Annotated in this window: 23 protein-coding genes; 3 read left to right on the plus strand and 20 right to left on the minus strand. The window is 33.3% G+C overall.

Annotated elements, in window-relative coordinates:
- Complete coding sequence (gene pgsB, locus KA900_RS04930; RefSeq protein WP_096808397.1) at positions 1 to 1,158, minus strand: poly-gamma-glutamate synthase PgsB; 1,158 nt, start codon at positions 1,156 to 1,158, stop codon at positions 1 to 3.
- A gap of 532 nt (positions 1,159 to 1,690) precedes the next feature.
- Here pgsB and KA900_RS04935 point away from each other — a divergent pair.
- Positions 1,691 to 2,014, plus strand: coding sequence for a hypothetical protein (locus tag KA900_RS04935; RefSeq protein WP_096808396.1), 324 nt, complete (start codon positions 1,691 to 1,693; stop codon positions 2,012 to 2,014).
- 155 nt (positions 2,015 to 2,169) lie between these two features.
- A complete protein-coding gene (locus tag KA900_RS04940) occupies positions 2,170 to 3,327 on the plus strand; it encodes an ArgE/DapE family deacylase (RefSeq protein ID WP_119487717.1) in 1,158 nt (385 codons plus the stop codon).
- Positions 3,328 to 3,496: 169 nt separating this feature from the next.
- On the opposite strand, the gene KA900_RS04945 is transcribed toward KA900_RS04940, so the two are convergent.
- The 15 genes from KA900_RS04945 to KA900_RS05015 all read right to left on the minus strand — a co-directional run bounded on the left by KA900_RS04945 (position 3,497) and on the right by KA900_RS05015 (position 20,310).
- Positions 3,497 to 4,465, minus strand: a complete 969-nt coding sequence (locus KA900_RS04945; RefSeq protein WP_115341927.1) for an alpha/beta hydrolase fold domain-containing protein — start codon at positions 4,463 to 4,465, stop codon at positions 3,497 to 3,499.
- A 279-nt stretch (positions 4,466 to 4,744) separates the two neighbouring features.
- On the minus strand, positions 4,745 to 5,260 hold the full coding sequence (locus tag KA900_RS04950) for a GNAT family N-acetyltransferase (protein ID WP_096808393.1): 516 nt from the start codon (positions 5,258 to 5,260) through the stop codon (positions 4,745 to 4,747).
- 218 nt (positions 5,261 to 5,478) lie between these two features.
- A complete protein-coding gene (locus KA900_RS04955; RefSeq protein WP_096808392.1) occupies positions 5,479 to 5,808 on the minus strand; it encodes a thioredoxin family protein in 330 nt (109 codons plus the stop codon).
- A gap of 119 nt (positions 5,809 to 5,927) precedes the next feature.
- Positions 5,928 to 6,911 (minus strand): D-cysteine desulfhydrase family protein, encoded by a 984-nt coding sequence (locus KA900_RS04960; protein WP_103372503.1) that lies wholly within the window; start codon positions 6,909 to 6,911, stop codon positions 5,928 to 5,930.
- Between the two features lie 26 nt (positions 6,912 to 6,937).
- Positions 6,938 to 7,456, minus strand: a complete 519-nt coding sequence (locus tag KA900_RS04965) for a VOC family protein (protein WP_115341926.1) — start codon at positions 7,454 to 7,456, stop codon at positions 6,938 to 6,940.
- Positions 7,457 to 7,594: 138 nt separating this feature from the next.
- Positions 7,595 to 8,158, minus strand: coding sequence for a GNAT family N-acetyltransferase (locus KA900_RS04970; RefSeq protein WP_096808389.1), 564 nt, complete (start codon positions 8,156 to 8,158; stop codon positions 7,595 to 7,597).
- Between the two features lie 274 nt (positions 8,159 to 8,432).
- Entirely contained in the window at positions 8,433 to 9,827 is a 1,395-nt protein-coding gene (locus tag KA900_RS04975) for a YfcC family protein (RefSeq protein WP_096808388.1), read from the minus strand.
- A 565-nt stretch (positions 9,828 to 10,392) separates the two neighbouring features.
- Positions 10,393 to 12,135, minus strand: coding sequence for a pyruvate oxidase (locus tag KA900_RS04980; RefSeq protein ID WP_096808387.1), 1,743 nt, complete (start codon positions 12,133 to 12,135; stop codon positions 10,393 to 10,395).
- Positions 12,136 to 12,222: 87 nt separating this feature from the next.
- The gene (locus KA900_RS04985) at positions 12,223 to 12,909 is read right to left on the minus strand and encodes an LrgB family protein (protein WP_096808386.1); all 687 of its coding nucleotides are present in this window, start codon (positions 12,907 to 12,909) and stop codon (positions 12,223 to 12,225) included.
- Entirely contained in the window at positions 12,910 to 13,296 is a 387-nt protein-coding gene (locus KA900_RS04990; RefSeq protein ID WP_096808385.1) for a CidA/LrgA family protein, read from the minus strand. It lies immediately after the preceding gene.
- 445 nt (positions 13,297 to 13,741) lie between these two features.
- A complete protein-coding gene (gene cidR / locus KA900_RS04995) occupies positions 13,742 to 14,617 on the minus strand; it encodes a cidABC operon transcriptional activator CidR (protein WP_115341924.1) in 876 nt (291 codons plus the stop codon).
- Between the two features lie 330 nt (positions 14,618 to 14,947).
- Positions 14,948 to 16,408: a Na+/H+ antiporter NhaC gene (gene nhaC / locus KA900_RS05000; RefSeq protein ID WP_103372500.1), complete on the minus strand. Its 1,461-nt coding sequence runs from the start codon at positions 16,406 to 16,408 to the stop codon at positions 14,948 to 14,950.
- Between the two features lie 307 nt (positions 16,409 to 16,715).
- Complete coding sequence (locus KA900_RS05005; RefSeq protein ID WP_207606311.1) at positions 16,716 to 17,690, minus strand: SMP-30/gluconolactonase/LRE family protein; 975 nt, start codon at positions 17,688 to 17,690, stop codon at positions 16,716 to 16,718.
- Between the two features lie 182 nt (positions 17,691 to 17,872).
- Positions 17,873 to 19,156 carry a hydroxymethylglutaryl-CoA reductase, degradative gene (locus KA900_RS05010; RefSeq protein WP_103373437.1) on the minus strand — a complete coding sequence of 428 codons (1,284 nt, stop codon included), beginning with the start codon at positions 19,154 to 19,156 and terminating at the stop codon, positions 17,873 to 17,875.
- Positions 19,156 to 20,310: a thiolase family protein gene (locus KA900_RS05015; RefSeq protein ID WP_119487715.1), complete on the minus strand. Its 1,155-nt coding sequence runs from the start codon at positions 20,308 to 20,310 to the stop codon at positions 19,156 to 19,158. The genes KA900_RS05010 and KA900_RS05015 overlap by 1 nt, the downstream gene beginning before the upstream one ends.
- Positions 20,311 to 20,413: 103 nt before the next feature.
- Between KA900_RS05015 and KA900_RS05020 the strand changes: the two genes are divergently transcribed.
- Positions 20,414 to 21,586 carry a hydroxymethylglutaryl-CoA synthase gene (locus tag KA900_RS05020; protein ID WP_096808379.1) on the plus strand — a complete coding sequence of 391 codons (1,173 nt, stop codon included), beginning with the start codon at positions 20,414 to 20,416 and terminating at the stop codon, positions 21,584 to 21,586.
- A gap of 466 nt (positions 21,587 to 22,052) precedes the next feature.
- Here the strand turns inward: KA900_RS05020 and KA900_RS05025 are convergent, their stop codons facing one another.
- From KA900_RS05025 to KA900_RS05040, 4 genes are all read right to left on the minus strand, one after another.
- The gene (locus tag KA900_RS05025; protein WP_119487714.1) at positions 22,053 to 23,597 is read right to left on the minus strand and encodes a BCCT family transporter; all 1,545 of its coding nucleotides are present in this window, start codon (positions 23,595 to 23,597) and stop codon (positions 22,053 to 22,055) included.
- A gap of 286 nt (positions 23,598 to 23,883) precedes the next feature.
- On the minus strand, positions 23,884 to 24,417 hold the full coding sequence (locus KA900_RS05030) for a methylated-DNA--[protein]-cysteine S-methyltransferase (RefSeq protein WP_107643948.1): 534 nt from the start codon (positions 24,415 to 24,417) through the stop codon (positions 23,884 to 23,886).
- Positions 24,418 to 24,703: 286 nt separating this feature from the next.
- The gene (locus KA900_RS05035; protein ID WP_103372687.1) at positions 24,704 to 26,086 is read right to left on the minus strand and encodes an MFS transporter; all 1,383 of its coding nucleotides are present in this window, start codon (positions 26,084 to 26,086) and stop codon (positions 24,704 to 24,706) included.
- Positions 26,087 to 26,305: 219 nt separating this feature from the next.
- Positions 26,306 to 26,998 (minus strand): alpha/beta hydrolase, encoded by a 693-nt coding sequence (locus tag KA900_RS05040; protein WP_119487712.1) that lies wholly within the window; start codon positions 26,996 to 26,998, stop codon positions 26,306 to 26,308.
- Position 26,999 lies beyond the last annotated feature (1 nt).

Below are 26,999 nucleotides of genomic sequence, written 5' to 3' on the forward strand. Positions count from 1 at the left end.
TTAATTTATCCCTTCTATATATTGCGCTATTTGTTTACCTGGTCCGTGAATATTACCTACACAAAATATCAATGCGTTTTTAGATTCTGTGTAAAGCGCATGTTCAACTTCTTTTATACTTTTGCCTTCAAAATTTAAATATTTTTTGTCAGGCAAATCATGCATCACTTCAGTGACCATTTGTGTGCTCTTTCCAGTACAAATTAATGTATCGAACGGTACATCTTTTACAAAGTCTTCAGCAAATTGTCGTGTTCGATCTACTCTGTCAGCACGACAATTTAAGACAATCACAATTTTTTGGTACGGGTAATTGTAAGATTCTACCTTATTTAAAATTGCTTTAGTAGACTGTGGTTCATTGGCTGCAAAAGCATTGACGTATACGTTTGTAGTTTCATTTGCATTAAAGTATTTTACTTCAACCGCGCCAACATCTGGCGGAGCGTTAAGCATACCTCTTAGCGCCGTATCACGATCAATACCTAAGGCTTCTGCCACACCCATTGCAATAGCCACATTATCTGGAAAGACAATGTACTCAAATTTTCTCAGATAGGATTCTGGTACTTCATCCTTATCAACAACGATTAACTTTGTCTTACGTCTTTTGGCAACTTTTGCAAAAAAGGGAGTGTAGTCATCTTTCATAACTATCAAATGCCCTTTATAAGGGATCGTAGCGGTAAATGCTTGAGCAACTTCATCTAATGTTGGTCCAAGCACATCCATATGATCTTCCATAACATTTACAATGACGCCAATATTAGCCTTCACCAAATCTTTTTGAAATATAATTTGATAATCAGGGTTGACAGCCATACATTCATTTACTAATGCATTCGCATTTTGTTTCACAACTTTTCTTACGATATCTCGTTGCTCACCAATATTTGCTCCTTGAGGTTTCCTGTATACAGGATATTCTCTAGGCGTAAACCAGTACATCATACGCGCGTCTGTACCAGTTGTTTTACCAATCACACGGTACTTATCTTCCCGTAAAATACTGTAAATCAAGCGGGTGATTGTTGATTTACCTCTGATGCCATTAATATTGATACGTATAGGAATCTTTGCTAATCTGTCAGAATGTCTTCGTTTTTCAACGATGCCTAACCAAAGAATGACGCCTACACAAATTATGATTAGTAGCAAACTTTGTCCCTCTTTTCCTGCTCATATTTTCAGTCGTGTACTAAAGTCATCAAGCTATTTGAAAACTTTAATTAAAAGAAATGGTTCAATATGTTATAACCTTTCAATAAAGACATAATATCATCTAGTTATTGATCTCATATTAAGTCTATAAAATATCTGTTAATTAAATGTAAAATTATATTTAATCTCCCAATAAACTCTTTTATAAAATTATATTTAATATAACAACAGTTCCTTTTATAACATTGATTTAATATAAAGTCTATAAGATATCTATAGATTAAATATGAAACACTATCTACATTTTATAAAAAGTTATATTTAATGCAATAACAATTCCTTTTATAACAATGATTGCATACTTTTATTAAAAAATAAATTTGAATGAAAAATTTTATAAAAATTTTTAACAACAAGTATTCACTCTTAAAAGAAATAAATACAATATTTACTTGAAATTTACATAGTATTAAAATTCAAATGTTATCTTGAAGTTGAAAGTAATCATAGGTTGTTTAGGAGGATGGATATGAGCAAGCCAGTAAAGTTAACTGTCTCACTGTATCTTATTGTCGTTGCACTTTTATGTTGTAGTTATTTAATTATGATTTTAGTAGGAAGTTTTCAAGGTAATGATATGCGCGGCGCAGTGCTTGATACAGATAACACAAGACATATTGAAAACGTGAATGAAACAAATAACGCATCGCAATCTACAAAATCATCTACACAACAAAATCGCTCTATTCCTAAAAATTGGCAGTCTCAACACATGAATCAACCTACAACTAATCAATTCGATACTATAAAAACATGGTCTTTAGATAACGCATCCTCTAAAAACCATGTTTAATTTTTAATAAAATCACTCGGCATATATTTTTAACAATACGTTCAAAATTCCTATAAAGATGCCTTTTTCAAATGTGTCTAATTTCAAAGTGTCTGATTTTTCAGATATAATAAAAGCGATAGATGTTTTATTAATTTTGGAAAAGGGGTTTTATGATGAGTAAATTTACTAAACAAGAAAGAATTCAAATCTTAGAAGATTTAGTAAGTATTAAATCAGTTAATGACAATGAAATGGAAGTATGTAAATATCTACAGAATTTATTATCAGAGCATGGTATTAAATCTGAAATTATTAAAATAAGTGATAGTCGCGCTAACCTAGTGGCTGAAATTGGTGAAGGCGCACCCGTGCTTGGTATATCTGGCCATATGGATGTTGTATCTGCTGGCGATGAAAACAAATGGACATACGATCCATTCAAACTTACAGAAGTAGACGGCAAACTTTATGGTCGTGGCTCAGCTGATATGAAATCAGGCTTAGCCGCGTTAGTACTCAGCATGATTGATATTCACGACCAAGGTTTATTAACACATGGGAAAATACGCTTACTTGCAACTGCTGGTGAAGAGATTGTTGGAGAAGGCGCAAAAGCATTTCATGATAAAGGTTATATGAAAGACGTGGATGCATTAGTTATTGCTGAACCTTCCCAAGATAGAATTATTTATGCTCATAAAGGATCAATGGATATTCGTGTCACTTCTCATGGTAAAGCTTCACACAGTTCTATGCCACAACTTGGTTTTAACGCTATTTCACCACTTGTTAAATTTGTTTACAAAGCAGATGAAGGGTTTAACAAGTTTAATAAAAATAATGACTTATTAGGTAATGCGATTATGAATGCAACGATTTTCAATGGAGGCAATCAAGTGAACTCCATTCCCGAACACGCAACATCCGAATTTAATATTCGTACTATTCCTGAACATGATAACGATCAATTTATTTCTTATTTCAATGAAATCTTAAAACAAGTTGCTACTGAAGAAACTGATATTGAAATTGACACTTATATGTCTAGACCCCCTGTTTACACTACAGGCCAAAATAAATTAATAGCACTTGCTGTTGAAATGGGTGAAAAATATCTCAATACAACATTACCAACAGAAGCTTCGCCTGGTGTGACGGATGCCTCAGATCTATTAGTAGATAAAGACGAAAACTTTTCATTTATTATGTATGGTCCAGGTACTGTCAGTCAGGCTCACCAAGTAGATGAGCATGTAGACAAAGAAGCATATTTAACATTCGTTGATCTATTTACGGACTTCTTCCCAGCTTATTTAAACGGTTCAAAATAATTCAACATGCTTATATCCTTTTTAAGGCCAAGCCATGATTTTTTATATCAGTCTCAATATAAAAAGAGCGAAGATACGCAACCACTATTTGATTGCATATCTTCGCTCTTTACTTTATAACTTTAATGATTCAATTGTAATTTCATCGCTGTAAAACAAAGTTTAAAATTTAATCTATAATTTCTTTTAATTTATGAATCAATTGTTCTCTTTCAGGAATAGGAAAAATAGGGTGAATGTGAAACAACTGATATCCAGGAATAAACGAATGCTGAATACCTTGTTCATTTAACATTTGAGATAATTTTACAGCATCTGGATAAAGTGTCTCTTTCGTTCCAATGGAAATCGTAATGCGCCCTAGACCATTGAAATCTCCGTAAATTGGTGAAACTCTCCAATCTGTTAAAGGTAATTTATCAGCCCACAAATTAATTAAATATTTACTCCCCTCAATTCCTAGCATTGGATCAATCTTTTCATACACACGTGCTTCAGGATGGCTTAAAGTGCCGTCTAATACAGGTGAAATCAGCACAATATCACTTGGTTGTGTTAAGTTAACCGTTTTTAAATACTGCGCAAATGATAATGCTATTTGACCGCCTGCAGAATCACCTATAATAGTAAGTTTTTGTGCATTCACTTTTTGTTCCAATTCGTTTCGATATATAGCTTCTAATAATTCAAATGTTTCTTTATATGTGGCATGCGGTATTTTTGGATAGATAGGCATGATGACTTTAGCATTAAAAGCCGTAGCGAGTTTATCTATATATTCAAAATGGTATTTAAGTGGATTTTGGAACCAAGCGCCGCCATGAACATAGATTAATGATCTTTGTTGATTATCTTCTTTATCATTTACCACATAAGTTGTGACATTTTGTATCATTTTTGTATAAACTGTATTTTCAAAATGATAATCTGTTCCTTCATATTTACCTTGAGTTTGATGCTTAACTGCCTCAAGTGCTTCTTGTGCGTATGTTGCCTTTTCAAATGCACGCTTCATCTTCGTAACTCTAAGCAGCATTTCATATAAAAAACTTTTATAACTACGTTTTTCTACAATTTCAGCGTACAAATATGAAGTAGCCACACCCATACTTGTAATAGTAGCTATTTTTTTTAACATCTCATATGACCTCCAATATATCATTATCTGAGAGCAAGACAGAAGTTTTATTTCATAATAACAATGACATGCATCGCTTTACTTGGTATTCATAACTAGAAAAAACGGATATAAATAGATTTCAAATTTGCTATCTGCTGCCAGTAAAAATTTAATGCATCCTATTTATAAATCACTTTATTTTTTAGTAAAGTGTTTATCCTAAATTATATTAGTATGTATGAAATACACGAGTTATAAATGCTCTACATACAAAACCACATTTATCATGACGCAGTTTCATCCTATAGTTGAATCTAATAAAGATGCTTGATTAATCATCATGGACATATATAATTCATCATAATAATGATCATCCATAAAAATAGATTCGTGTTTAATGCCTTCAATTTTAAAACCCAATTTTTCATAAAATTTTACTGCTGGCGTGTTCGTTGTTATTACAGTTAACTCTAACCGTCTTAACCCTTTACGTTCTGCCCATTTTATCGTTTCTTGAAACATCTTAGTCGCCAAACCTTGATGATGCATTTCATTAATTACACCCGTTAAGATATAACCTATGTGTTTTATTTTAGCTAATCTACTAATGTGCACTGATAAATAGCCAACAATGTCATTTGTTTCTGTTTTTACACCGATATAAAAATTTTGCTTAATATCTTCTATTAATTTTTCTTTATTAAAACTTCTTTCATCCGGTAAATAGAGCATATATTGTGTTTCTTGATCAATCTTTTTCATACAAGTATACAGCGCTTCTGCTTCATCTGGGCAAATTCTTTCTATGCGCATAAATACTCCCCCTTTGACTCTATAGATTAATCTTATCATACAATATTTTTATTATAGATGACACTTATAATTTAATTTAACCCGTTTTTATTTCGAACTATTCATTTTCACTCAATAGTTTTAGCATAAATTGAAACATCCTATTATTACTTTTACAATAGTAAGCGAATAACAGGATGTCTAAGTGCGTTACGTGCATATTTATTTACTTTATAGTCTTATGTTTTTAAACTTTCGTACATCATTGTTAATTGGTGTTCTATTTGTTGCATATCAATAAATCTGCCTTGACGATGCATTTCTTTACCATTTAAAAAAATCAAATCTACCGGTACAGTGAAAATAGATAATTCACCTGCTATTGCTTCTACTTTGCTTTGATTAATTACACCTAATGGCACGCCAGGAAATCCACGTACTAAATCTTCTATTTGGGGCAAAACTGCATGACAAACACTGCAATTATCTCTCATTACGTGGACTACTGCGAGTGGGTTTTGCTCAATAAATGATTGGTATTCATCAATTGAAGTTAATATTTGAGTCATTTAGAATACCCTCCTTAAATATAAAGTGTTTTATATTATGAATCATATGCACTAGAATTAGCAATATTTATGCTCTAAACTGCAGATGGCATATTTCAATCAGCTATCTTTCCAGTCGTTTATAAATCTTTATTAAAAGTCGGGAGTAAACGTTGGATACGTGCTCTAGTTTCTTCAGTGTAACCTTGTAGACCACCTGTATGAATAAATAAAATCGCTTTTTGATCGTCATACTTTCCTTGTTTGATTTCTTCTACTAAACCACGAAATGCTTTTCCAGTATATGTTGGATCTAACACAACGCCTTCTTGTTGTGCGATATCAATATAAAATTGTAACTCTTCATCTGTTGCTTGAGCGTATCCTAATCCGATATATTGATCATTAATCGATAGCGTATCAAATGTTGTTATATCTTCATCTAATTCATTAATGATTTCAATCACCTTATTTTTGAAAATAGACGCACTCTCATTGACAGCATATCCAATAATTTGAGTTGATAAATTATGTATATACTTTCCATACCACAAACCTGCATATGTGCCCCCAGAACCGACAGCTAGATTGATAGAATCAAATTGAACATTTAATTCATCTGCTTGCTTTACAATTTCTTCAAAAGCATTGATATAGCCATGAGCGCCAATCCAATCTGATGCACCGCTTGGTACTATAAAAGGCGTTTTATTTTCGCTTTCTAAATCTTTACTTAATCGTTCCATCGCTTTTTCCCGAGACTGATGTTCATCAATCACATGTATATGCGCACCTAACATAGCATCTAAGAATAAATTCCCTTCAAATGCTTTTAGCGCTCCTCTTAAAACAAGATGACATTCAATATTGTATTTAGCGCACAAAGCTGCTGTTGCTCTAGCATGATTAGAGGTAATGGCGCCCGTAGTAATAATCGTATCATAACCATTATCTAACACGTATTGTATGGTATATTCTAGCTTTCTCACTTTATTACCTGATATTTCAGTTCCAGTATAATCGTCTCTTTTAATATATATATCTTTACCTAATGTTTGGCTTAATGTTTCTAATTTTTGAATAGGTGTACTTAAATTGGCCACGTTTAATTTTCTTTGTAACATATCATTTCCTCCTTTATCTACATTATTCATGGTCTTGGTATAAATACTGTTGATTCACTATCTGATGGATAATAATAACCGTTAGGTATCGTCTGTAACTCGATTAAACTTCCCCATGGTGCTCTAACATATACTGTGCGGTTATCTTCAGTATCTTCGTACTTCGTATTACTATGCGGTTTTGATAATGGTTGACCACCAGCTTGCTTTATGCTTCTAAATGCCGCTTCAAAATCATCTACATAAAATGAGATGTGCGTAAAGCCAATATCTTGTAATGTATCTGCGTTGTTTTGTGTTGCACGCACAAATTCAAACATCTCTATATTCGGCCCATGATTAAACACCATCATTCTTTTTTTAATAATTTTGGCTCCATGTTCTAGTCCTAAGACGTGTTCAACAAATTCTCCACCTCTAGGATCATCCATCCTAGTTTGGCTGTCATAAGCAACCTGACCATCTAAAGCTTCTTTAAAGAAAGACGTTGCCTTTTCAATATCTGGAACAGTTAAACCAATATGGTTAATTCCTCTTGTTATCAAAACTTAAAGCCTCCTTTATACATTGCTGCTTACTTCATTTTCATATGTCATTTAATATAAAGATTACTTATTTAAAAACAACCTTATATAACCAACAATGATAGCGATTTAAAATATCTTTCATAAATATATATGATTTTAGTGATCTTGAGATAAATCAAAATCATCTTTCAATAACCTATACCGATTCATATCTCGGTAATGTTTGCCGTCATATATATCTTGAACATCCGTCGCGACAAAATGAAATCCGGCGTTTCTGGCTACTTTATTACTTGCCAAATTTCTAACGTCAGCAACAATTGTTAGTTTATTTAACCCTAGGTGGTGAAATGCATAACCACAAATAAATTTAACGCTTGCTGTAGTGATTCGTTTACCAGTATAACCTTTAGCAATCCAGTAACCAACTTCTGCTTTACTATTTTTAGTATCTATTTTATGTAAATCAATTGTACCAATGAGTGTATCTTCGTAATAAATTAAAAATAGTTGTCCTTTTTGTTCAGCTTGATGTTGAATCATCATTTTTAAATATGATTTTTCTTCATCTACTGTCATGTCTTCCGTTATAAAATCTAAAAATCTAGATAAATGTGAAAAGTTTTCTTGTATTGTTTGAAATAACGCTTTCGCCATTTGAAGATCCGGTGGTACTAGTGTGACTTTCGGCAAAATTGTTATAGATGGTCTGTAATGCATAGATTCACCTTCTTTAATAACGTCTTATTTATTATCATATTTGTAATTTCTGAATATTTCAACTTTTTAATGATTGATAACTTAAAAAATAAGAGCGACTTAGAAATCAAAAATCGTTGATTTCCAATTGCCGCTCCGCATAAGATTGACTTAATGCTATTATGAAAGTCATAAATTGATTTACAAATAAAATCTTTTATTTATATCATTTAACTTTTAACAACGTGTTCGCCTATAATTTGTTTCTAATAAGTTATCATTGGATATGTTACATTTAATAACCAATCATTAATGCAATAGACATGCCGATACAGCAAATAACTACCCAAACAACAATTAACTTCCAAGCAAATTTAAGCCATTGTGTATAAGTTATTTTCCCTACCGCTAATGCACCCATCAAGATGGCAGATGTCGGGAATAATACATTGCTAATCGCGTCTCCATATTGAAAGGCAAGTACCGTGATTTGTCTATTAATATTCAGTAAATCAGAGATAGGTACCATTAATGGCATAGTCGTTAATGCTTGTCCTGAACCGGATGGAATAAAGAAGTTTAAAAAGAATTGTAAAACAAACATAGTGATAATAACCATTGACGAAGGAACATCAGCAAGTAACGTGGTCATCCCGTGTACAATCGTATCGATAATGTGACCATTTTCTAAAATATAAATAATACCTTTAGCAAAGCCGACAATCATCGCGCCAAATAGAATATCCTTCATACCTTCTATCATCGCTTCAAACGTGCCATTAATACCTAAACCGCCTATTACGCCTGCAAGTAAGCCTGCCAATAAGAAATTTGCGCTCATTTCATTAAACGACCAACCATAAGTGAAAATGCCATATACATTTAACACTATCGCTGCAACAATAAGTAACAATCCTATGCCTTGACGCTTCGTAAAGCGAGGCGTTTCTATTGCTTTTCCTGACTGGCTTTCAGTTTGCTCTAATTCATACACAATACTTTTGCTTGAATCATGCTTAACTTTACGCGCATATAACATAACAGTTGTAACAGCTGCTAACAAAATAAAAACATAAATAACAGAACGCAAACCCCAACCTGAGAATAAAGTTAATTCCGCAACAGATTGAGCTACGCCCACTGTAAAAGGATTTAGCATACCTCCTATAAAGCCACTGGAGGCGCCTAATATAACCATTGCTGCGCCGGTCATCGCATCGTAACCTAAAGTTCTAGCAATAATAATACCAATAGGTACGAATATGATTGTTTCTTCTGCTAATCCGATAGAAAATCCTAATATTGAAAATATTGTCATCGTCAATGGAATCATTAACGCTTTGTATGAACCTAATACATTCATAGCTTTGTTCACACCATTTTCAAAGGCGCCTGTTTTATGTACAATACCAAACGCACCGCCGACTAAAAAAATGTAAAATACAATTTCGCCACCGCTGATTAGCCCTTCTGGTATCGCACGAAAAATATCAAAAAATGAGACACCTTGCTGTGATACTTCTTGATATGAGCCTGATACAACAAGCGTTTGTCCATCTTTTTTTTCGCGTGCATATTCTCCTGCCGGTATGATATATGTAAGTAAACTTGCTACTACTATAATGAATAGTAATAGTCCATATGTATGTGGTGTTTTAAATTTTAAATTTTTAAATAAAGATTTGAACATCTCAAATTACCCCTCACTTGGCGTTTCATATATTTGAAAAATTAACCCAAACTTCAACGAATGAATCCATCATTTCAATATAATTACTTATATCTATAATATTATACTTTATAGGTATTAAGCTGAATTTTCAATCAATTTTCAAATTATATCCTTATTTCATAGAACAAACTAACTTATAAAATAAATCAATAATAAAAAGAACCAAAATATCTTATGATGTCTTGCTCCTAATACTATATAAGCAGTAGACAACTAGACTAAAAATGTAAATAAAAAATTAATTCTAAAGCGTTACGCTTTTAGTTATTGCTTTGGGAGCACTTACGCATGCGCTTTACATGAGCTAAAGCTCATAATTCTTTTAACGTTTACCACACTTATGTATGAACTTGATTCATGTATCACTCTTAACTTAAATATCTTTGATATAAAAAAGAGACCCAGTTGGGTCTCTAATTGTTTTATAACCACTTCAACGTTTATACTTTGAGATTTTAACAAGACGCAAAGTCATTGAGCATAATATATTGTCTCTGCCACTCTGTCTACATTATCTACTTATTTAGAAGAAACGTTTAACAGCTGTAGAAATTGGAGGTAATTCATCTAAGTCTAATTTTTTATCTTCTGTAATAGATCTAAATGCCCATTTACCATAATTCATTGCTTCTTCATTTACAATTTTACCTGGTAATGGCGCTGCGGTTTCATCTACATAAACATTAACAATTGTTGGTCTATCTTCAGCCATAGCTGATTCGACAACTTCATCAATTCTGTTTGGATCTTTAAGTGTGTATCCTACGCCACCAAAGCTTTCAGCAAATTTTTCTAAATCAATATCAGTGAAGTCAATGGCATATTCTAATTCACCTGCAGCTTGTTGTTCATATTTAATGAATGAAAGTTGTTCATTGTTTAATACAAATAATGTCATTGGTAAATCATATTGCACTGCGGTAGCAAAATCTTGCATAACCATATCAAACGCGCCATCACCAATAATACCAACAACTTGACGATTTGGATATTCACGTTTTGCTGCTAATGCTGTAGGTAAAGCACAGCCCATTGTACCTAACCAACTTGAGATAATAAATTTATTATTTACTGTTAAGTTTAGATAACGCGTAGACCATACAGTCGCTGTTCCAACATCTATAGCAAATATAGCATCATCAGTTCTAACTTTATTAATTGCACCCATTAAACGTTCTGGTCTAATTGGTTTGCTGTCATTAGCCATGTCTTCAGCCATCCAAGCGTCCCATGTAGCTTTTCTTTCTAATATTTTATTTAAGAAATCGCGGTTAGCTACATGTTTAGCTGAATCAGTTAATTGTTGTAATGCGAGTTTACTATCACCTAGAATACCCACATTTATATCAAAACGATGTCCTATATTTTCTGGATTTGTATCAATTTGTATAGCTTTGATGTTTTTCTTAGGTAGATAATCTAAATACGGATAGTTAGTACCTACCATGATTAATAAATCTGCGTTTTGAATTGCTTGATATGAAGTTTTAGTACCAATTTTACCTAGGTTACCTAAATTATAAGGGTGTGCATCTGGCAGAATCGTTTTCGCTGGTAACGTTAAGATTGTTGGTATTTTGAATGCTTCTATAAATTCACGTACTTCATCTTTGGCATGTTTTGCACCAGTACCAAGTAGCACAACTGGTTTTTTACTTTTATTAATTAACTTAGCCGCTTTTTTAATACTGCGTGGTTTAGGCGCTACGCGTGCAGGTGGTGCAGTGTCTACTTTTTGGTCTGTAGTATCTTTTACTTTACGTGTTAATAAATTATTAGGCAAGATTAAAACGGCTACACCTTTTTTCTCATAAGCTGTACGGATTGCTTCATTTACAATACCAAATATATCTTTATCATCTTCAGATACTTGGTGTTTATACACAGCTACGTCATCAACCATTTTATTAATATTCGTTTCTTGGAATGCTTTTGTGCCTAATGCTGTACTATCTGTTTGCCCTGCTAGAATTAATTGCGGCACGTTATCCATTTTTGCATCATACATACCATTTAATAAGTGAATCACCCCTGGGCCACCAATACTGAGTGCAACACCGATTTTACCTGTTAATTTTGTATACCCTGCAGCAGCTAAACTAGCAACTTCTTCATGTCGCACATTAATAAATTCTATATTATTTCTTTCTGTTCTTAATCTATCCACTACTGCATCTATTGAATCACCAGGAATACCATATAAGTGATCTATATCCCATGCTTGTAATGCTTTTACTAATGCCTCATTTGCTTTAATTTTTGCCATTGTAAAAATTGCTCCTTCCGAATTTTAGCGATTTAATTTTTCATTACATAAAATAGTTAATATTTTTAATCATTGCTAGGCTTATACTTAGTATAAAAAGATCATGAGTATAGGCAGTACAATTGAACTCAATAACGCTGTCAAAATCATACCAATTGAACTAAAAGCACCTGCTTCTAAATCAATATCAAGCGCTTGTGCTGTACCAAATGCATGCGATGCGTTGCCAAATGTTAATCCCTTGGCAATTGATGTTTTAAACCTTCCAAATTTAATCAAATACGCGCCTAGAATACTACCTATTAAACCAGTAGCTATAATAAACAACACAGCAATTGCATCGACACCTCCCATTTGATGTGATACTTGAATACCAACTGCCGCCGTAATTGATCTTGGTAGCATCGTAACAATGACTTCTTTTGAATAGCCAAATGTTTTCAAAATGACGTATACAAATACGAAGTTCAATATCACAGCTGCAATAACGCTACTAAATATGATTTTTCCATTAGCTAATATTTTATGACGGTTTTGATACAGCGGATATGCCAAAGCGACCACTGTACAATTTAATAAATAGTGAATCCATTTACCGCCAATCATATATTGCTGATAATCTATATTAAATATTAATAGTACAATAATAATCCCAATGGATGACACTAGTGCTGGATTTAAAAATGGGCTTCTATATTTAAACTGTAATTTTTTTGCTCCAACGTACATACAAACTGTTAATACAATCATTATTATTGCTTTTAGAAATGTCATCTAATTTTGACCATTCCCGTATTGCTCAGTTTTAACCATTTTTTCAGCAATGTACCCTGAGATTAAAGCAACGCAACACGTGCCTATTACAATCATAATAAAGAATAAAATAAAATTGAGATTAATCATAGACGCAACATCCATAACACCTACTACAGATGGGACAAAGAAAAATACCATTGTTGCTAAGAAAAATTTAGAACCTTCTTCTACCCATTTTGTTGGAATTATTTTAAATTGAAGTAACAAAAAATATAAAATCAATCCAACAATACTACCTGCAATTGGAATATGGAAAATCATTTGAATCTTATTACCAATAAAAGTAATACCCATAATAATTAACGCTTGAAACATAATTTTGACTATCTTTAATGCTACCTGCAATACTCATCATCCTTTGTTCCTTTATTGTTTTATTCATTTCGTACTTTTATATATAACTATTTTATTGATTACATTATTAGTATAACGCGCCACAATTTATAATAAAAATATTGTTTTTTTATACTAGCTATTACTTTTATCTATGGAAACGTTTTTACATATTATGTAAGTCTATACTTTATCTAGAAATAGCCATATCTATCAAAATTATTTACGTTATGAACTATTTATAAATGAATGCTTATATCTAAAAAATAACGGGAGCAGCACGGGACCAAATAGCTTTAATTGGATTCCCGTTCCGACTCCCGCAAATTAACTAAATTACTGTAAAAAACGCTATAATCATTCAGTAATGATTAACCTCATTTGTATATACCTTTTTCATGCAACAAAATATCTACTTTAATAAAGCGGCTTGTTTGTTTTCTCGCTTGTCTATATATTATAGTCGTTGTTTCATAAAATCTATCCATTGCCTAGTTGCATAACTTAAATATTTGTCGCGCTTCCAAATCACGCCTAATTCCCAACGCATGCCAGGATCTTCAAGTGTTATATTTTTAAAATTACTATCCAATAAATTCACAATATTTTCAGGTAAAATACTCACACCTAAATGTGCGTTTAACAAGTTTTCAATAAAGTTCCATTGTGAAATCTTTGATACTGTATTAGGGATATAACCAGCATTTTTTGCTGCTTCAATTATTTTATCGTTTAAATAGAAATCTTCATTAAATAGTATAAAATCTTCATCTTTTAGCATGGCCATTTGCACTTTCTGGTAATTAGCTAAATGATGCTCTTGATTCAAAACCAATTTTAACTCTTCTTGATATAAAGGCAACGAATGAAAAATAGATTGGTCGACTGGCAACGTTGTAATACCAATATCTATTTCATCATTAATCAGTTGATGCTCAATCATTTTGCCACCATTTTCAACTAAATTATAAGTGACATTAGGATATTGTTGATGGAACTCACCTAATATATGAATAAATTTATTCATATTCATGACAGCAGATAAACCGATGCTAATATGTCCTGTTTCTAAGCCAACTAAACTATTGATTTCTCTAGGTAAATCTTTATATAGCGCTAATATTTCTTTACATTTTTGATAAAAAACCATTCCAGCATCCGTTAGCACAAGTTGACGATTACTTCGATCAAATAACGGCATATTTAATTCTTTTTCTATATCTTTAATCGCTTTACTAATCGTTGGTTGTGCAATATATAAAGATTTAGAAGCGTTCGTCATACCATGCTGGTTTACAACCTCAACAAAATATTTCATATGCTTAATATCCATATGCGTGCTCCTCTATACCTAACTTCAATTTGTACATTCTAGTATACGGCTAAATTCTAATTTTTCAATCTTTTTAATTAACAGATATCATAAAAAGAAATTGACGTGCTAAGTTATCATTGTAGATAACTTAGGTTAACACAATAAATCATTTGGTATGGCGTTCATTACTGTTATTTATCGTTTTAAGCTTCATCATTAAACTATAAATGTCTAGTTTCTACTATTGAAATAAAAATAACAATCACCTTTTTTGATTTACCTTGAATTTTTTGTAATTAACGATACGCTTCTAATACTCAACCACATCTTAGCTTATCATGTTAAGTTTTAAGCCAAGTTTGCATTATCTGAGTCTTCTTTATCTATTTCTTTTAATTTAATTATTTTAAAGCCAACATAACCAAAGATAACTGAAATAATTGGTACCGTATAATTAACAATCGCAAACGGTGCGTATTCCATTACAGATACGCCTAGTGTTGATGCTATAAACACACCACACGTATTCCAGGGTACAAATACGGACGTTAACGTGCCACCATCTTCGAGTGCCCTCGATAGGTTTTTAGGATGTAAATTCTTTTCTTTAAAAGCATTAGCGTACATTCTTGACGGTACAATAATAGATATGTATTGTTCTGAGCACGTAAAGTTAGTCCCAATACAAGATATAATGACAGATGCAATTAATGAACCAGTAGTTTGCGCTACTCTTAAAATCAGTGAAATCAATGCTGATAGCATGCCTGAGTATTCGAGCACACCACCAAAAGTCATCGCTACTAAAGTCAGTGATATAGTATAAAACATCGATTCTAATCCACCACGATTAAATAGTTCATCTACAAGTTTGTTTCCTGATTCGATCGTATAACCTGTTTGTAAAGCTGTTAATGCTTCTGTTATCGATCCACCTTGTACAAATATTTGAGCAAAGAAACCAAATATAATACCAACACAAATGGCGGGTATCGCTGGCACTTTAAATATGACTAGGACGATTACTATTAAAGGTATTAATAATAACCAAGGTGTTATGACAAAGTTATCTTGCATTGTGTTAAGGATTGCATCAATTCTTTTTGTATCAAAGTTTTTATTGCCATATTGCATACCCATAAAGAAAAAAGCGATTAACGCAATGATTACAGCTGGTATCGTCGTGTAAAACATATGCTTAATATGCTCGAATAATTCAACGCCTGATAAACCTGAAGCAAGATTTGTTGTATCAGACAGTGGACTCATTTTATCACCAAAATAAGCACCACAAATAACTGCGCCAGCAACCATGCCTGGAGAAATGCCCATGCTAATACCGATGCCCATTGACGCAACACCAACAGTTGCCATTGTGGACCAGCTACTGCCAATAGCTAATGCGACAACACTACATAAAATGACCACAACTGCTAAAAAATAACGTGGATCTATTAATTGTAAACCATAATAAATCATTGTCGCCACAACACCACTGCCAATCCATGAACCAATTACTAAACCTACAAGTATAATGATTACAATAGCTGGTAACGCATGCCGTATGCCTTTATACATCATTTCTTCTACTTCACGAAATTCATAGCCATGCATCATTGTCATTATAATTGCGACTGCAGTTCCTATCATTAATGGAATATGAGGTTCTTTTTCTAATACAGCCACTGTAAATAACATAGTAATAATCATAATTGATAAGGTAATTACTGCAGATGTCACACCTAATGGCTTCTTCGTATTTACGTTATCTTCGTCATTCTTATTTTTTCGCGTAAAAATAACGAACACCTCCCTTTGTTAATTAATATCATACTTAAAAATGAATACGCTTTCAATCGTGTATTTATAACTTTTTCATAAATTTTACCTTAAATATTTTACTATTACATCAAAATACCATGAAATTTTTTAATTACAACGTACTTATTTATTACATCTATTCTTACCTGATCCCCTAAAGTACTACCATACACTGACATTGTCTTATATATTAAAATTTACTTTTTTTGAAAATTTTTTAAAATAAAAAAACCTGTAACTAAGCAATATCAAATGACTGCTCATTACAGGTAAATATTTTAAAGTTTGATTGTGTTTAATGAAATTGGTAGCTATGGTGTCCTTTAGCGAATCCTTTTACTGTATAAATCCAAGAGCCACCATCATTTTCAATATCATTTGAACAAATAATCAGTTGATCTGTTCCTGGAATAAATGCAGGATGCGTTGAACGAAGCATATGACCTTGATCCCTTCCTGGAATCAATATTTGCCCTATTGGATAACCTCTCTTATTAAATACTAGCACTCTTCCTTGACCATACATTGCAACATATAAATTATCATCACTATCTATACAACACGAATCAGGACCTTCATGCCCTGTGAAATGATAAGGTATAGACGCTCCAAATGGTGCGATGGTCACACCGTCTTCTAATAAATCAATACGATGTAATCGGTTCGTATTCGTTTCTGTTACCCACAATGTTTTTTCATCCGTACTAAGTGCTACACCATTGGCAACCGCTAAGTTTTGTATAACAGGTGTAATAGATTGAAAGTCTGGTGAAACATAATACACGCCACCTTTAGGATTTGTAGAATAACCTCTGAAATCCGTAAAATAAAACCCGCCTTTACGATCAAATACTAAATCGTCCACACAATATTCTGTTTCAATATCTGATACAATTTCTTGAATCTTATTGCCATTTGCATCAACAGCGTAAATACCACCTGAACGATCAAAATCACCTAAATAACAGACAAATAAACGTCCGTCTTTATGTATTTTAACGGCTGCTGGATTTTCTTTATGTGACTTTAATAATCGAGTTATTTTTTTATCAGGCAGGGCTACATGAAAAATAGTTCCCCCAAAAACTTCGCAAAGTATCAAGTCTCCATTTCTGTCAAAGCAGAGTCCTTCGAGTTGTAATCCCTTATCAGAAATTTCTAACCATGGTTCTGCCGTAATAGTTTGTATCCCTTGTTCATGAGCAAGGATAGGCACCTCACTTTTAGCGTTCCCCGTATATAATAATGAAGGTAATTTATTATTTATCATTAATCATTTCCCCTTTTTTTAATTTCTTCATATTTTAATTATATGGTATACAAAGTTTCAAATAAATCAATTACTTTAAAATTTACTATCTAATTTACTTATATGCAAAAAGCCCCTAAAAGTTAGATTTTCAGTTCAACTTTTGGGGCACACATCAAAATCATTCAGGGGTTATTTTAATATTATTGTTTTTGCAATCTTAATTCTTCTAACAATTGTTGTGCAACGGCTGTATTTGCACGATCTTGTGTTTTTAAGCGTTCTGCTACTTGAGCAATTTCTTCACCTTGCGCACCTACTACAATTGCTAATGATTTATATTGTAAACTCATATGGCCTTGTTGAATACCTTCAGAAACCAATGCACGACATGCCGCAAAATTTTGTGCTAACCCCACGGCAGCAACGACGTGACCTAATTCTTGCGCAGAATCAACCTTCATTAATTCTAAAGACGCTTTTGCGATTGGTAATACTTTGGTGCCACCGCCTACAGTAGCCAATGTCATAGGCACTTCAATTGTCCCTACAAGCACTTGTTTTTCTTCATTATAATGCCACGTAGCTAGGCCACGATATTGACCGTCTTTACTTGCATATGCATGCGCTGTGGCTTCAGCCCCACGAGTATCATTACCTGTCGCCAACACTACAGCGTGAATGCCATTCATCACACCTTTATTATGTGTGGCTGCACGGTGAATATCAACTTGAGCCAATACAGATGCACGTTCCATTCTTTTGGCTACATCTTGACCATCACGCCCACCTTTTGACAATGCATCAACTGTGATTTCTCCCTGTACTTTAACGACAGATGCAGTTGCATGATTAGATAAAATGCTCATCAATATATCAACATGTTCTAATTCATTTTTTAAATATGCTGTTATCCCTTCTAAAATGGTATTCAACATATTTGCGCCCATTGCATCTTTTGTATCTACGTAAACTTTTAATGACAATAAGCCTTCCTCGGGGAATGTATCTATTTCAATTTTACGAAAACCACCGCCACGCTCAATTATTGAAGGATATACTTCATCCGCAATACGTTTCATTTGTGGTTCAAGTTGTTGAAGACGTTGTTCTAAAACTGCAGTATCTAACACACCATCAAATACAATTTGCCCAATCATTAAACGCTCACTAGAAACAACTTTAAAGCCCCCAGTTTGATTTACAAGCTTTGCACCATAACTGGCTGCTGCAACTACTGAAGGTTCTTCGACCATCATTGGCACAACATATGATTTATCGTCTACTTTGATTTCAGGTAATAAACCTACAGGTAATGTCCCTTGACCAATGACATTTTCTATAAGACTATTCGCAATCTCTTCTGAAATTAAAGGGTTATTGAGTAACACACTTTTATTTTCTTCAGATAACCATCCTTTAATTACTAATTCCTCTAACTTTTCTGTTCTGGACAAATGACGAAATGTCTTGCCTAATGGATCCATTAGTTATTCTCCTTTTCAATTTGGATTGCAATGCCTAAACCGCCACCGATACAGGCAGTTGCTACGCCCGATTGTTTATCTTCTTGAGCTAAAATATTAACTAAAGTTGTGACTAAGCGAGTACCGCTTGCACCAATAGGATGACCTAATGCAATCGCCCCACCATATAAATTTAACTTATCCTCAGATATACCTAAATGGTCTCTTACAGGAATACTTTGCGATGCGAAAGCTTCTGTCATTTCTACTACATCAAAGTCATCAATGACTTTATCTGTTTTATCTAATAATTTTGTCACAGCATGATATGGCGCATAGCCCATATACTCAGGATCACACCCGATTTCGGCATGCGCACCAACTATAGCTAAAATATCATAGCCTTCTTGTTTCGCATAGTCAGCATCCATTAAAATGATAGTTGATGCGCCATCGTTAATACTAGACGCATTACCACCTGTTACGGTACCATCTTTTTTAAATATCGTTTTTAATGTACTTAATTTCTCAACACTACTATTTCCGCGAATACCTTCATCCGTAGTCATCATTTCTCCATTTACATCTTCTAATGGAACGATTTCATTATTAAATTTACCTGCTGCTGACGCTTGTTGTGCTTTTTGTTGAGATTCATTAGCAAAATGGTCTTGTGCTTCACGTGATACATTGTACTTTTCAGCAATTTTTTCGGCTGTAATACCCATAGGCACGTTTAAAAATGCATCAGTAAGGCCATCGTGCATAAAACTATCTACAGGGGCTTCGTCTTCATTAAGTACTAACTTAGGCGCGTTTGTCATGCTTTCTACGCCACCTACAGCTATTACTTTAGCTTCACCTAATTGGATTAATTGCTTTCCTAAAATAATAGATTTCAAGCCAGACCCACACACTTCATTAATTGTCATAGCTGGAGTTGTATTTGGAACACCAGAATGGATTGCTATTTGACGGGCAGGATTTTGACCACTCCCACTTTGCAATACATTGCCATAAATCACTTGCTCTATCATTTCTGGTTTAATATTAATTGCTGACATAGCAGCCTCCAGTGTTTTTGTGCCTAATTCTACTGCGGTATAATTGCTTAATTTCCCTCTAAATCTCCCGATTGGTGTACGTTTGGCACTTACAATTGCTATTTTTTTCATTGTTCGTCTCCTTTATCACGTGTTATAAATTATTGTATTTTATACGTATCATTTGGTATGATACAGTTGCTTATTTATATAAAGAAAGGTGTCGTTATGCTTTATGACAGTTGGTATTGATCAAATCAATTTTTATGTTCCAAGTTTTTATGTAGACATGGCTAAACTTGCTGAATCTCGACAAGTTGATCCAAATAAATTCCTTATTGGTATTGGCCAAAATGAAATGGCAGTGAGTCCTATGAGTCAAGATATTGTATCTATGGGTGCAAATGCTGCCAAAGATATTATTACAGAAGATGATAAGAAACAAATCAGCATGGTTATTGTTGCAACTGAATCTGCTATCGATTCTGCTAAGGCTTCAGCAGTTCAAATACATAATCTATTAGGTATTCAACCTTTTGCGCGTTGTATTGAAATGAAAGAAGCATGCTATGCTGCAACACCTGCTATTCAACTCGCAAAAGATTACTTAGCAAACCGCCCTGATGAAAAAGTTTTAGTCATTGCTAGTGATACTGCACGTTATGGTTTAGAATCTGGTGGCGAGCCAACTCAAGGTGCAGGCGCAGTTGCTATGATGATAACACAAAATCCACGCATTCTTGAACTAAATGATGATGCTGTAGCATTTACTGAAGATGTATATGATTTCTGGCGCCCAAGTGGTCAATCATACCCACTTGTAGACGGCGCGTTATCAAAAGATGCTTATATTCATTCATTCCAAGAAAGTTGGAATGAGTATGCGCGTAGACATCATATTTCACTAGATTATTTTAAATCCTTATGTTTCCACGTGCCTTTTACAAAAATGGGTAAAAAAGCACTTGATTCAATTTTAACAGATGATATCGATGAACAAACCAAAGAACGATTAACATCAGGGTATGATGCAGCGACTTATTACAATCGTTATGTTGGTAATATCTATACTGGTTCATTATATCTAAGTTTAATTTCATTACTAGAAACGCATCATGAACTCAATGCTGGGGATACAATTGGCTTATTCAGCTATGGATCAGGCTCAGTTGGTGAATTCTTCAGTGGTAAAATAGTAGAAGGCTATCGAGATGCACTTGACATCGAAGGCCATAAAAATTTATTAAACCATCGTACAGAAATCTCTGTTGATACGTATGAAGCGTTCTTTAAACGTTTCGATAATCTTGAGTTTAATCACGAGGTTGAATTAGCAAATGAATCAAAAGGTATATTCTACCTTGAAAGCATTCATAATCATATCCGTAATTATAATACCTTAAATTAGAATTCAAATCACTTAATCTTATCTCATTCTTCATCATTAACCGAAAATATAAATATATAACAAAATAGTCTAGAATATCATTTCTAAGATTAAGTAAAATGCACCTTTATTTTTAAAAATAAAGGTGCATTATTATATTTAACATTTGTCGCTTATCAATCTATATACTTGCCTAGATGCCGTTTTCCTATCCTTTAAATTTAACGCTAAATATGACCATCACGCTCATAACCTAAATTTAAACATGTATGAATATAGTCTCTCAATTATTTTATATTTTAGTAATATATTTATCTCTATTGAAAGTTTTAGAAATGAACAAGTACACTGAAATATCTAAAATGATTAATATCACAATATTTCTATATAAAAATATTAAAAAGGATGGTTTTTACGTTATTTTTAGTAAAAACCATCCTTTTTTCTAATGTAACTGAGCTATACCTGTCCAATTCTTAGTAATTATTTAATCACGATCTTGGCTTTGGATATGTCTTTTTGGTTGTAAAGATAAGCCTAAATGTTTACGTTCTTTATTACCATCTTTGTATAAAGATATCATCATTAATATCACTACAAAACTGAAAGGTAAAGCAGAGATAATGGCTGCAGATTGTAATGCGTCTAACCCAGTATCTCCACCAGCAAGTAAGAGTACGTAAGCAATAGCTGCCAATGCAATGCCCCATACAATTTTTATAAAACCTGAAGGATTTAATGTGCCATAGGCTGTTTGCATGCCTAACACAAAAGTTGCTGAATCCGCAGATGTAATAAAAAATGAAGCAATTAAGGCTAGTGCGATAATTGATAGAATAAAACCGAACGGTAATTCATTAAAAATACCAAACAATTGCGTCTCGGGGGGCATTTTAAATATTTCATTATGAGATTGGCCAGTATCTATACCAGTCATACCGAATGCACTAAACCAGATAATACTAACCACTACTGGCACACCTAAAACTGCAATCACAAATTCACGAATACTACGCCCTTTTGAGATTCTCGCGATAAAAATACCAACGAATGGACTCCAACTCATCCACCAGCCCCAATAATAAATTGTCCAGCTTTGGAGCCACTCCGCTTTTTGCTCATTTAACGGTGCGACATCTAGACTATTAAAAATAAGTGAATTGAGATAATCCCCCGTGCCACTGGTCATCATATTTAATATAAGTACTGTAGGACCTACGATAAAAATAACAATAAGTAATAATGCTGCTAAAAACATATTTAAATTACTTAAATATTGAATGCCTTTACTCAAGCCGCTCCAGGCACTATATAAAAATAATACTGTAACTACAGCGATAATAATACCTTGAACTACAGCGTTATTCGGCACACCGAACAAATAATTCAAGCCACCGTTTATTTGTATTGCGCCAACACCTAAAGAAACTGCTACCCCTATGATCGTGGCAAATACAGCTAACACATCAACAATAACACCGATGGGACCATCTACTCTATCTCCAAGCACTGGTCTTAATGTCCTTGAAATTAATCCATTTTCTCCTTTACGAAATTGTGAATATGCTAAACCTAACGCAACTACGCCATAGACTGCCCACGGGTGAAAGCCATAGTCAATAAATGATGACCTAAAGGCTTGTGCCATTGCTTCCTTTGTTTCTGGATCTGCAGTCGGTGGAGATAGAAAGTGTGATATCGGTTCAGATGAACCATAGAATACGAGACCGATACCCATACCAGCGCTAAACAACATTGCTAACCAAGACACTGTATGAAATTCTGGTTTGTCTGTTGGTTTACCTAATTTCAACTTCCCAATCGGGCTAAACAACAAAAACACACAGAAACCTAAAATCACTGTGTATAACAACATATAATACCAACCAAATGTTTTCGTTACCCAAGTAGATATAACACCTGTAATTTCTCCAAATTTAGCTGGAAAAATAGCACCAATTATTACTAATATACCAACTACTAGTGCTGAATAAATAAACACACTAGAAAATGATTTTCTTGTATTTTCCAAATTTTCCACCCCTCTAGTATAAATAGGAAAGACGTTTTTTAGGATAACACAATGAGATTAATAAGCAACTTGGTGCTAAAATAATTTTTTATTTTTTAAAAATATAATTTTTTAAATAAAAAATGAAAGTGAATAGCATTTCTAGCTTTGGCTTTATCTTAATATCTAGTTACGCTAGCTCGACACTGATGAAATTGCATATATATACAATAATCTAACTTTCATATTTCTATGTTTTATACTTAATTGTTCTGAGCATAGAAAGCTACGCTATTTTGTGCGTCATTTATGGCTTAGTGCTATGTTTGGGTCTATAAAGTGGCTTCATATTGACTTGTTCAAGTTGTAATAGCTCAATTTTCGTATCGATGCCGCCTCCATAACCTGTAAGACTGCCATCTTTACCAACTACTCTATGGCAAGGGATCATTATAGAAATTGGATTGGTACCGACAGCACCGCCAACTGCTTGTGAAGACATTTTTTGTTTATTTCTTTTAATTGCTATTTTTTTCGCAATATCGCCATAAGTCACTGTTACGCCATATGGAATGTCTAATAAAATCTCCCAAACTTGTTCTCTAAATTCCGACCCTGTAGCTTTTAATTCAAAATCAATTTTGGGATTATTTCCTGCGAAATATGCATCAAGCCATGTAATTGCTTTTGTAAATATGGGCAATTTTGCTTCTGTTAAAGGTTCATTATAATTTAATTCAAAATCGTTATGCTTAGGCAACCATAAACCTGTAATCGCCTCTCCATCTGAAGTAATTGCTATTTGACCGATTGGCGATTCATAATATGTTTTGTATTGCATAGAACCCCCCCTTTCTCGTATATATTTGTATTAATCATAATCCTTTTAATTTTCTATGTAAAATTATGAAATGTAATTTAGTTTTATAACGTAAAAAATTAAATAAAGCGAGATAGAAATCTAATTAAAAGAATTAAATCTCTATCTCGCCCCTAACCAAAATGATTTGGGTAGTTAAAAGCTGGTATAAACATATGCCTAACGCATGCTTTCATATGTCGTTTATATAAAACTAGATCTTTTGTTTATATTCCAGAAACAGCTGGTAATTATACGTTAGCCATATTTAGTTTATTTTCCGTGTTGGTATTACAATCGCACTCGTTAGCACGCCGCATAATACTAGACAAGTACCCACAATAAAACCAATACCAGCAGCGCTGTGCACGCTTTGGCCACTCTCAATGATCCCAGTAAAAATAGAAGTCATAATCGCAATACCAAAGGCACCACCTAATGTAGAACCCATTTTAAAAATACCTGATGCCACGCCAACTTTTTCAGGAGGCGTCGTAGATACTGCTGTACTTAATGCCGGTGTAGCAAATAATCCTGTGCCCCCACCAAAGAATACGGCACCAATTAATGCAATCACCACGTAAACAGGTGTATCAAAAAACGTTAAGCTGAATAACAGAACACCTAATCCTGTAAATATCGGGCCAATAACCATTGCACGCTTTGCGCCAAATCGTTTAATACTTTTTTCTCCTAAACGTATAATAAGCAATAATGAAATTAAATACGGCAACGTCAGTAAGCCAGCTTGGAAAGCTGTTAGCTTTAACCCACCTTGCACATACATATTAAATAGTGCAATAACGCCAACCCCAGTATTTAATAAAAAGTTAGCTATGACTGCGCCAATATACGGTCTATTTTTAAATAAATCTAAATCTATAAATGGCGCTTTTTTGACACGTTCTACTTTGAAAAATATGTAAATACAAATTACAAATACAACAAATAAAATCACTGTTATAGCGTTAAGCCACCCTATTTTGTAACCTTGGGTTATTACAAAACTAATACTGCCAATCATTATAATAAAAATGGCTAAACCGATATAATCAAACGGATTAGATTCAGCTTTATTTATACGACTTTCTGGTAATTTATTCAATAAAAACAACGCTACGATTGATAATATAATTGATAATATAAAAATCGATTGCCAAAATATAAATGTAGCCATGGCTCCAGCAAAAAATGACGATAGTCCAGTGCCACCAAATGCGCCAATTGACCAAAAACTCAATGCTTTCTGCCTATCGTCTCCTTCGAAGAAATCATTTACAATTGAAATTGTTGCCGGCATAATAATCGCTGCCGAGAAACCTTGTACAATCCTACCGAGTAAAAGTAGTACAACGTTTCCTGAAACAATAAGCATAAGTGAGCCAATAATACTTAATACTAACGCTATCCTAGTCATTCTTACTTTTCCAAACTTATCTGAAATATTCCCTGCAACCACCATAAACACGCCGGTAACAAATGAAGTTAAACTCACTGAAATGTTTACGATATCTGGGCTCGCATCAAATGTCGTTTGGATCTTAGGCCCGATATTTAAAAAAGATTGGGCAAACAGCCAGTAAGTTAATATAGATAATACAATACCAGTCAATAACTTACTACCTGAAACCTTATTCGTTTTCACTGTCATAAAAACATCCCCTATGTTTTAAAATAATAATTACTTTGAACTTACTTATTAGGAATTTTATAGATGCATCATTATAAAGCAAATTATTCAATTTATAAAATCCATATAGTCCAAATTTTACCATTATTTTGTACAAAGGTCAGATTTTTATCGTTACTATTACGAATTTTCTGATAATTTTAGCCTTAAAGACTTAATTTCTTCTTAAAATTGACAAAATCAAAATAATTTTTTGATTGCTCTTGCAAAATACTTTTTAAAATAAGACATTTCATGGTTACCTCTTTTATTTGTCTCATAATAAAATGAAGCATTTTCCGAAATCATTAATTCGTTTAATATATCTACACCTAATTCTGTCTGAGTGAACATTTCTTGTTTTATGCTAATGTGTTGTCGTCCCTCTTGTTCACCCACATACCAATAGATACGCTTATCTTGTTTTATAATTTCTTGTTGTTTCATAAATTCAACAAATCTTGGATACCATATCGATGGAGATATCAATATATAATAGCCAAATGTTTCTGGATCTTTCAATAATGTATATAAAGTAAATAACCCACCTAAAGAAACGCCGCCAATCCCAATATCTTTATGTTCTTGTGATATATTAAAACATTTTCTTAAATAAGGGATCAATTGCTCTATTATCCACTTTTTATAAGTATCTGCCCCTCCATCATAATTGACGCCGTCTACTACTGCATGCCATGGTGTAAGTTCAAGTTTTCTATCATTCGGAACCAAGTCTGCAAATATCACATCTGCTTCAACGTCTTTAAATAATGCATAACCTTCTTGTACTAGCATAAGCGGATATGGATGATGACGCCTTTCGTCATAGCCTTTCGGTAGCTTCACTAGGATATCGTGTTGTTGAAAATGAATTTTAACTGTTTTCGTATTCATT

The sequence above is a fragment of the Staphylococcus sp. GDY8P120P genome (assembly GCF_017892065.1).
GTDB classification, from domain to species: Bacteria; Bacillota; Bacilli; order Staphylococcales; family Staphylococcaceae; genus Staphylococcus; species Staphylococcus nepalensis.

What these genes read in the sequence shown, in the direction of transcription:
- KA900_RS04935 (WP_096808396.1), top strand. Translation starts at nt 1,691, where the DNA reads ATGAGCAAGCCAGTAAAGTTAACTGTCTCACTGTATCTTATTGTCGTT.
- KA900_RS04940 (WP_119487717.1), top strand. Translation starts at nt 2,170, where the DNA reads ATGAGTAAATTTACTAAACAAGAAAGAATTCAAATCTTAGAAGATTTA.
- KA900_RS04945 (WP_115341927.1), bottom strand. Translation starts at nt 4,465, where the DNA reads ATGTTAAAAAAAATAGCTACTATTACAAGTATGGGTGTGGCTACTTCA.
- KA900_RS04950 (WP_096808393.1), bottom strand. Translation starts at nt 5,260, where the DNA reads ATGCGCATAGAAAGAATTTGCCCAGATGAAGCAGAAGCGCTGTATACT.
- KA900_RS04955 (WP_096808392.1), bottom strand. Translation starts at nt 5,808, where the DNA reads ATGACTCAAATATTAACTTCAATTGATGAATACCAATCATTTATTGAG.
- KA900_RS04960 (WP_103372503.1), bottom strand. Translation starts at nt 6,911, where the DNA reads ATGTTACAAAGAAAATTAAACGTGGCCAATTTAAGTACACCTATTCAA.
- KA900_RS04970 (WP_096808389.1), bottom strand. Translation starts at nt 8,158, where the DNA reads ATGCATTACAGACCATCTATAACAATTTTGCCGAAAGTCACACTAGTA.
- KA900_RS04975 (WP_096808388.1), bottom strand. Translation starts at nt 9,827, where the DNA reads ATGTTCAAATCTTTATTTAAAAATTTAAAATTTAAAACACCACATACA.
- KA900_RS04980 (WP_096808387.1), bottom strand. Translation starts at nt 12,135, where the DNA reads ATGGCAAAAATTAAAGCAAATGAGGCATTAGTAAAAGCATTACAAGCA.
- KA900_RS04985 (WP_096808386.1), bottom strand. Translation starts at nt 12,909, where the DNA reads ATGACATTTCTAAAAGCAATAATAATGATTGTATTAACAGTTTGTATG.
- cidR (WP_115341924.1), bottom strand. Translation starts at nt 14,617, where the DNA reads ATGGATATTAAGCATATGAAATATTTTGTTGAGGTTGTAAACCAGCAT.
- KA900_RS05005 (WP_207606311.1), bottom strand. Translation starts at nt 17,690, where the DNA reads ATGATAAATAATAAATTACCTTCATTATTATATACGGGGAACGCTAAA.
- KA900_RS05010 (WP_103373437.1), bottom strand. Translation starts at nt 19,156, where the DNA reads ATGGATCCATTAGGCAAGACATTTCGTCATTTGTCCAGAACAGAAAAG.
- KA900_RS05015 (WP_119487715.1), bottom strand. Translation starts at nt 20,310, where the DNA reads ATGAAAAAAATAGCAATTGTAAGTGCCAAACGTACACCAATCGGGAGA.
- KA900_RS05020 (WP_096808379.1), top strand. Translation starts at nt 20,414, where the DNA reads ATGACAGTTGGTATTGATCAAATCAATTTTTATGTTCCAAGTTTTTAT.
- KA900_RS05030 (WP_107643948.1), bottom strand. Translation starts at nt 24,417, where the DNA reads ATGCAATACAAAACATATTATGAATCGCCAATCGGTCAAATAGCAATT.
- KA900_RS05035 (WP_103372687.1), bottom strand. Translation starts at nt 26,086, where the DNA reads ATGACAGTGAAAACGAATAAGGTTTCAGGTAGTAAGTTATTGACTGGT.
- KA900_RS05040 (WP_119487712.1), bottom strand. Translation starts at nt 26,998, where the DNA reads ATGAATACGAAAACAGTTAAAATTCATTTTCAACAACACGATATCCTA.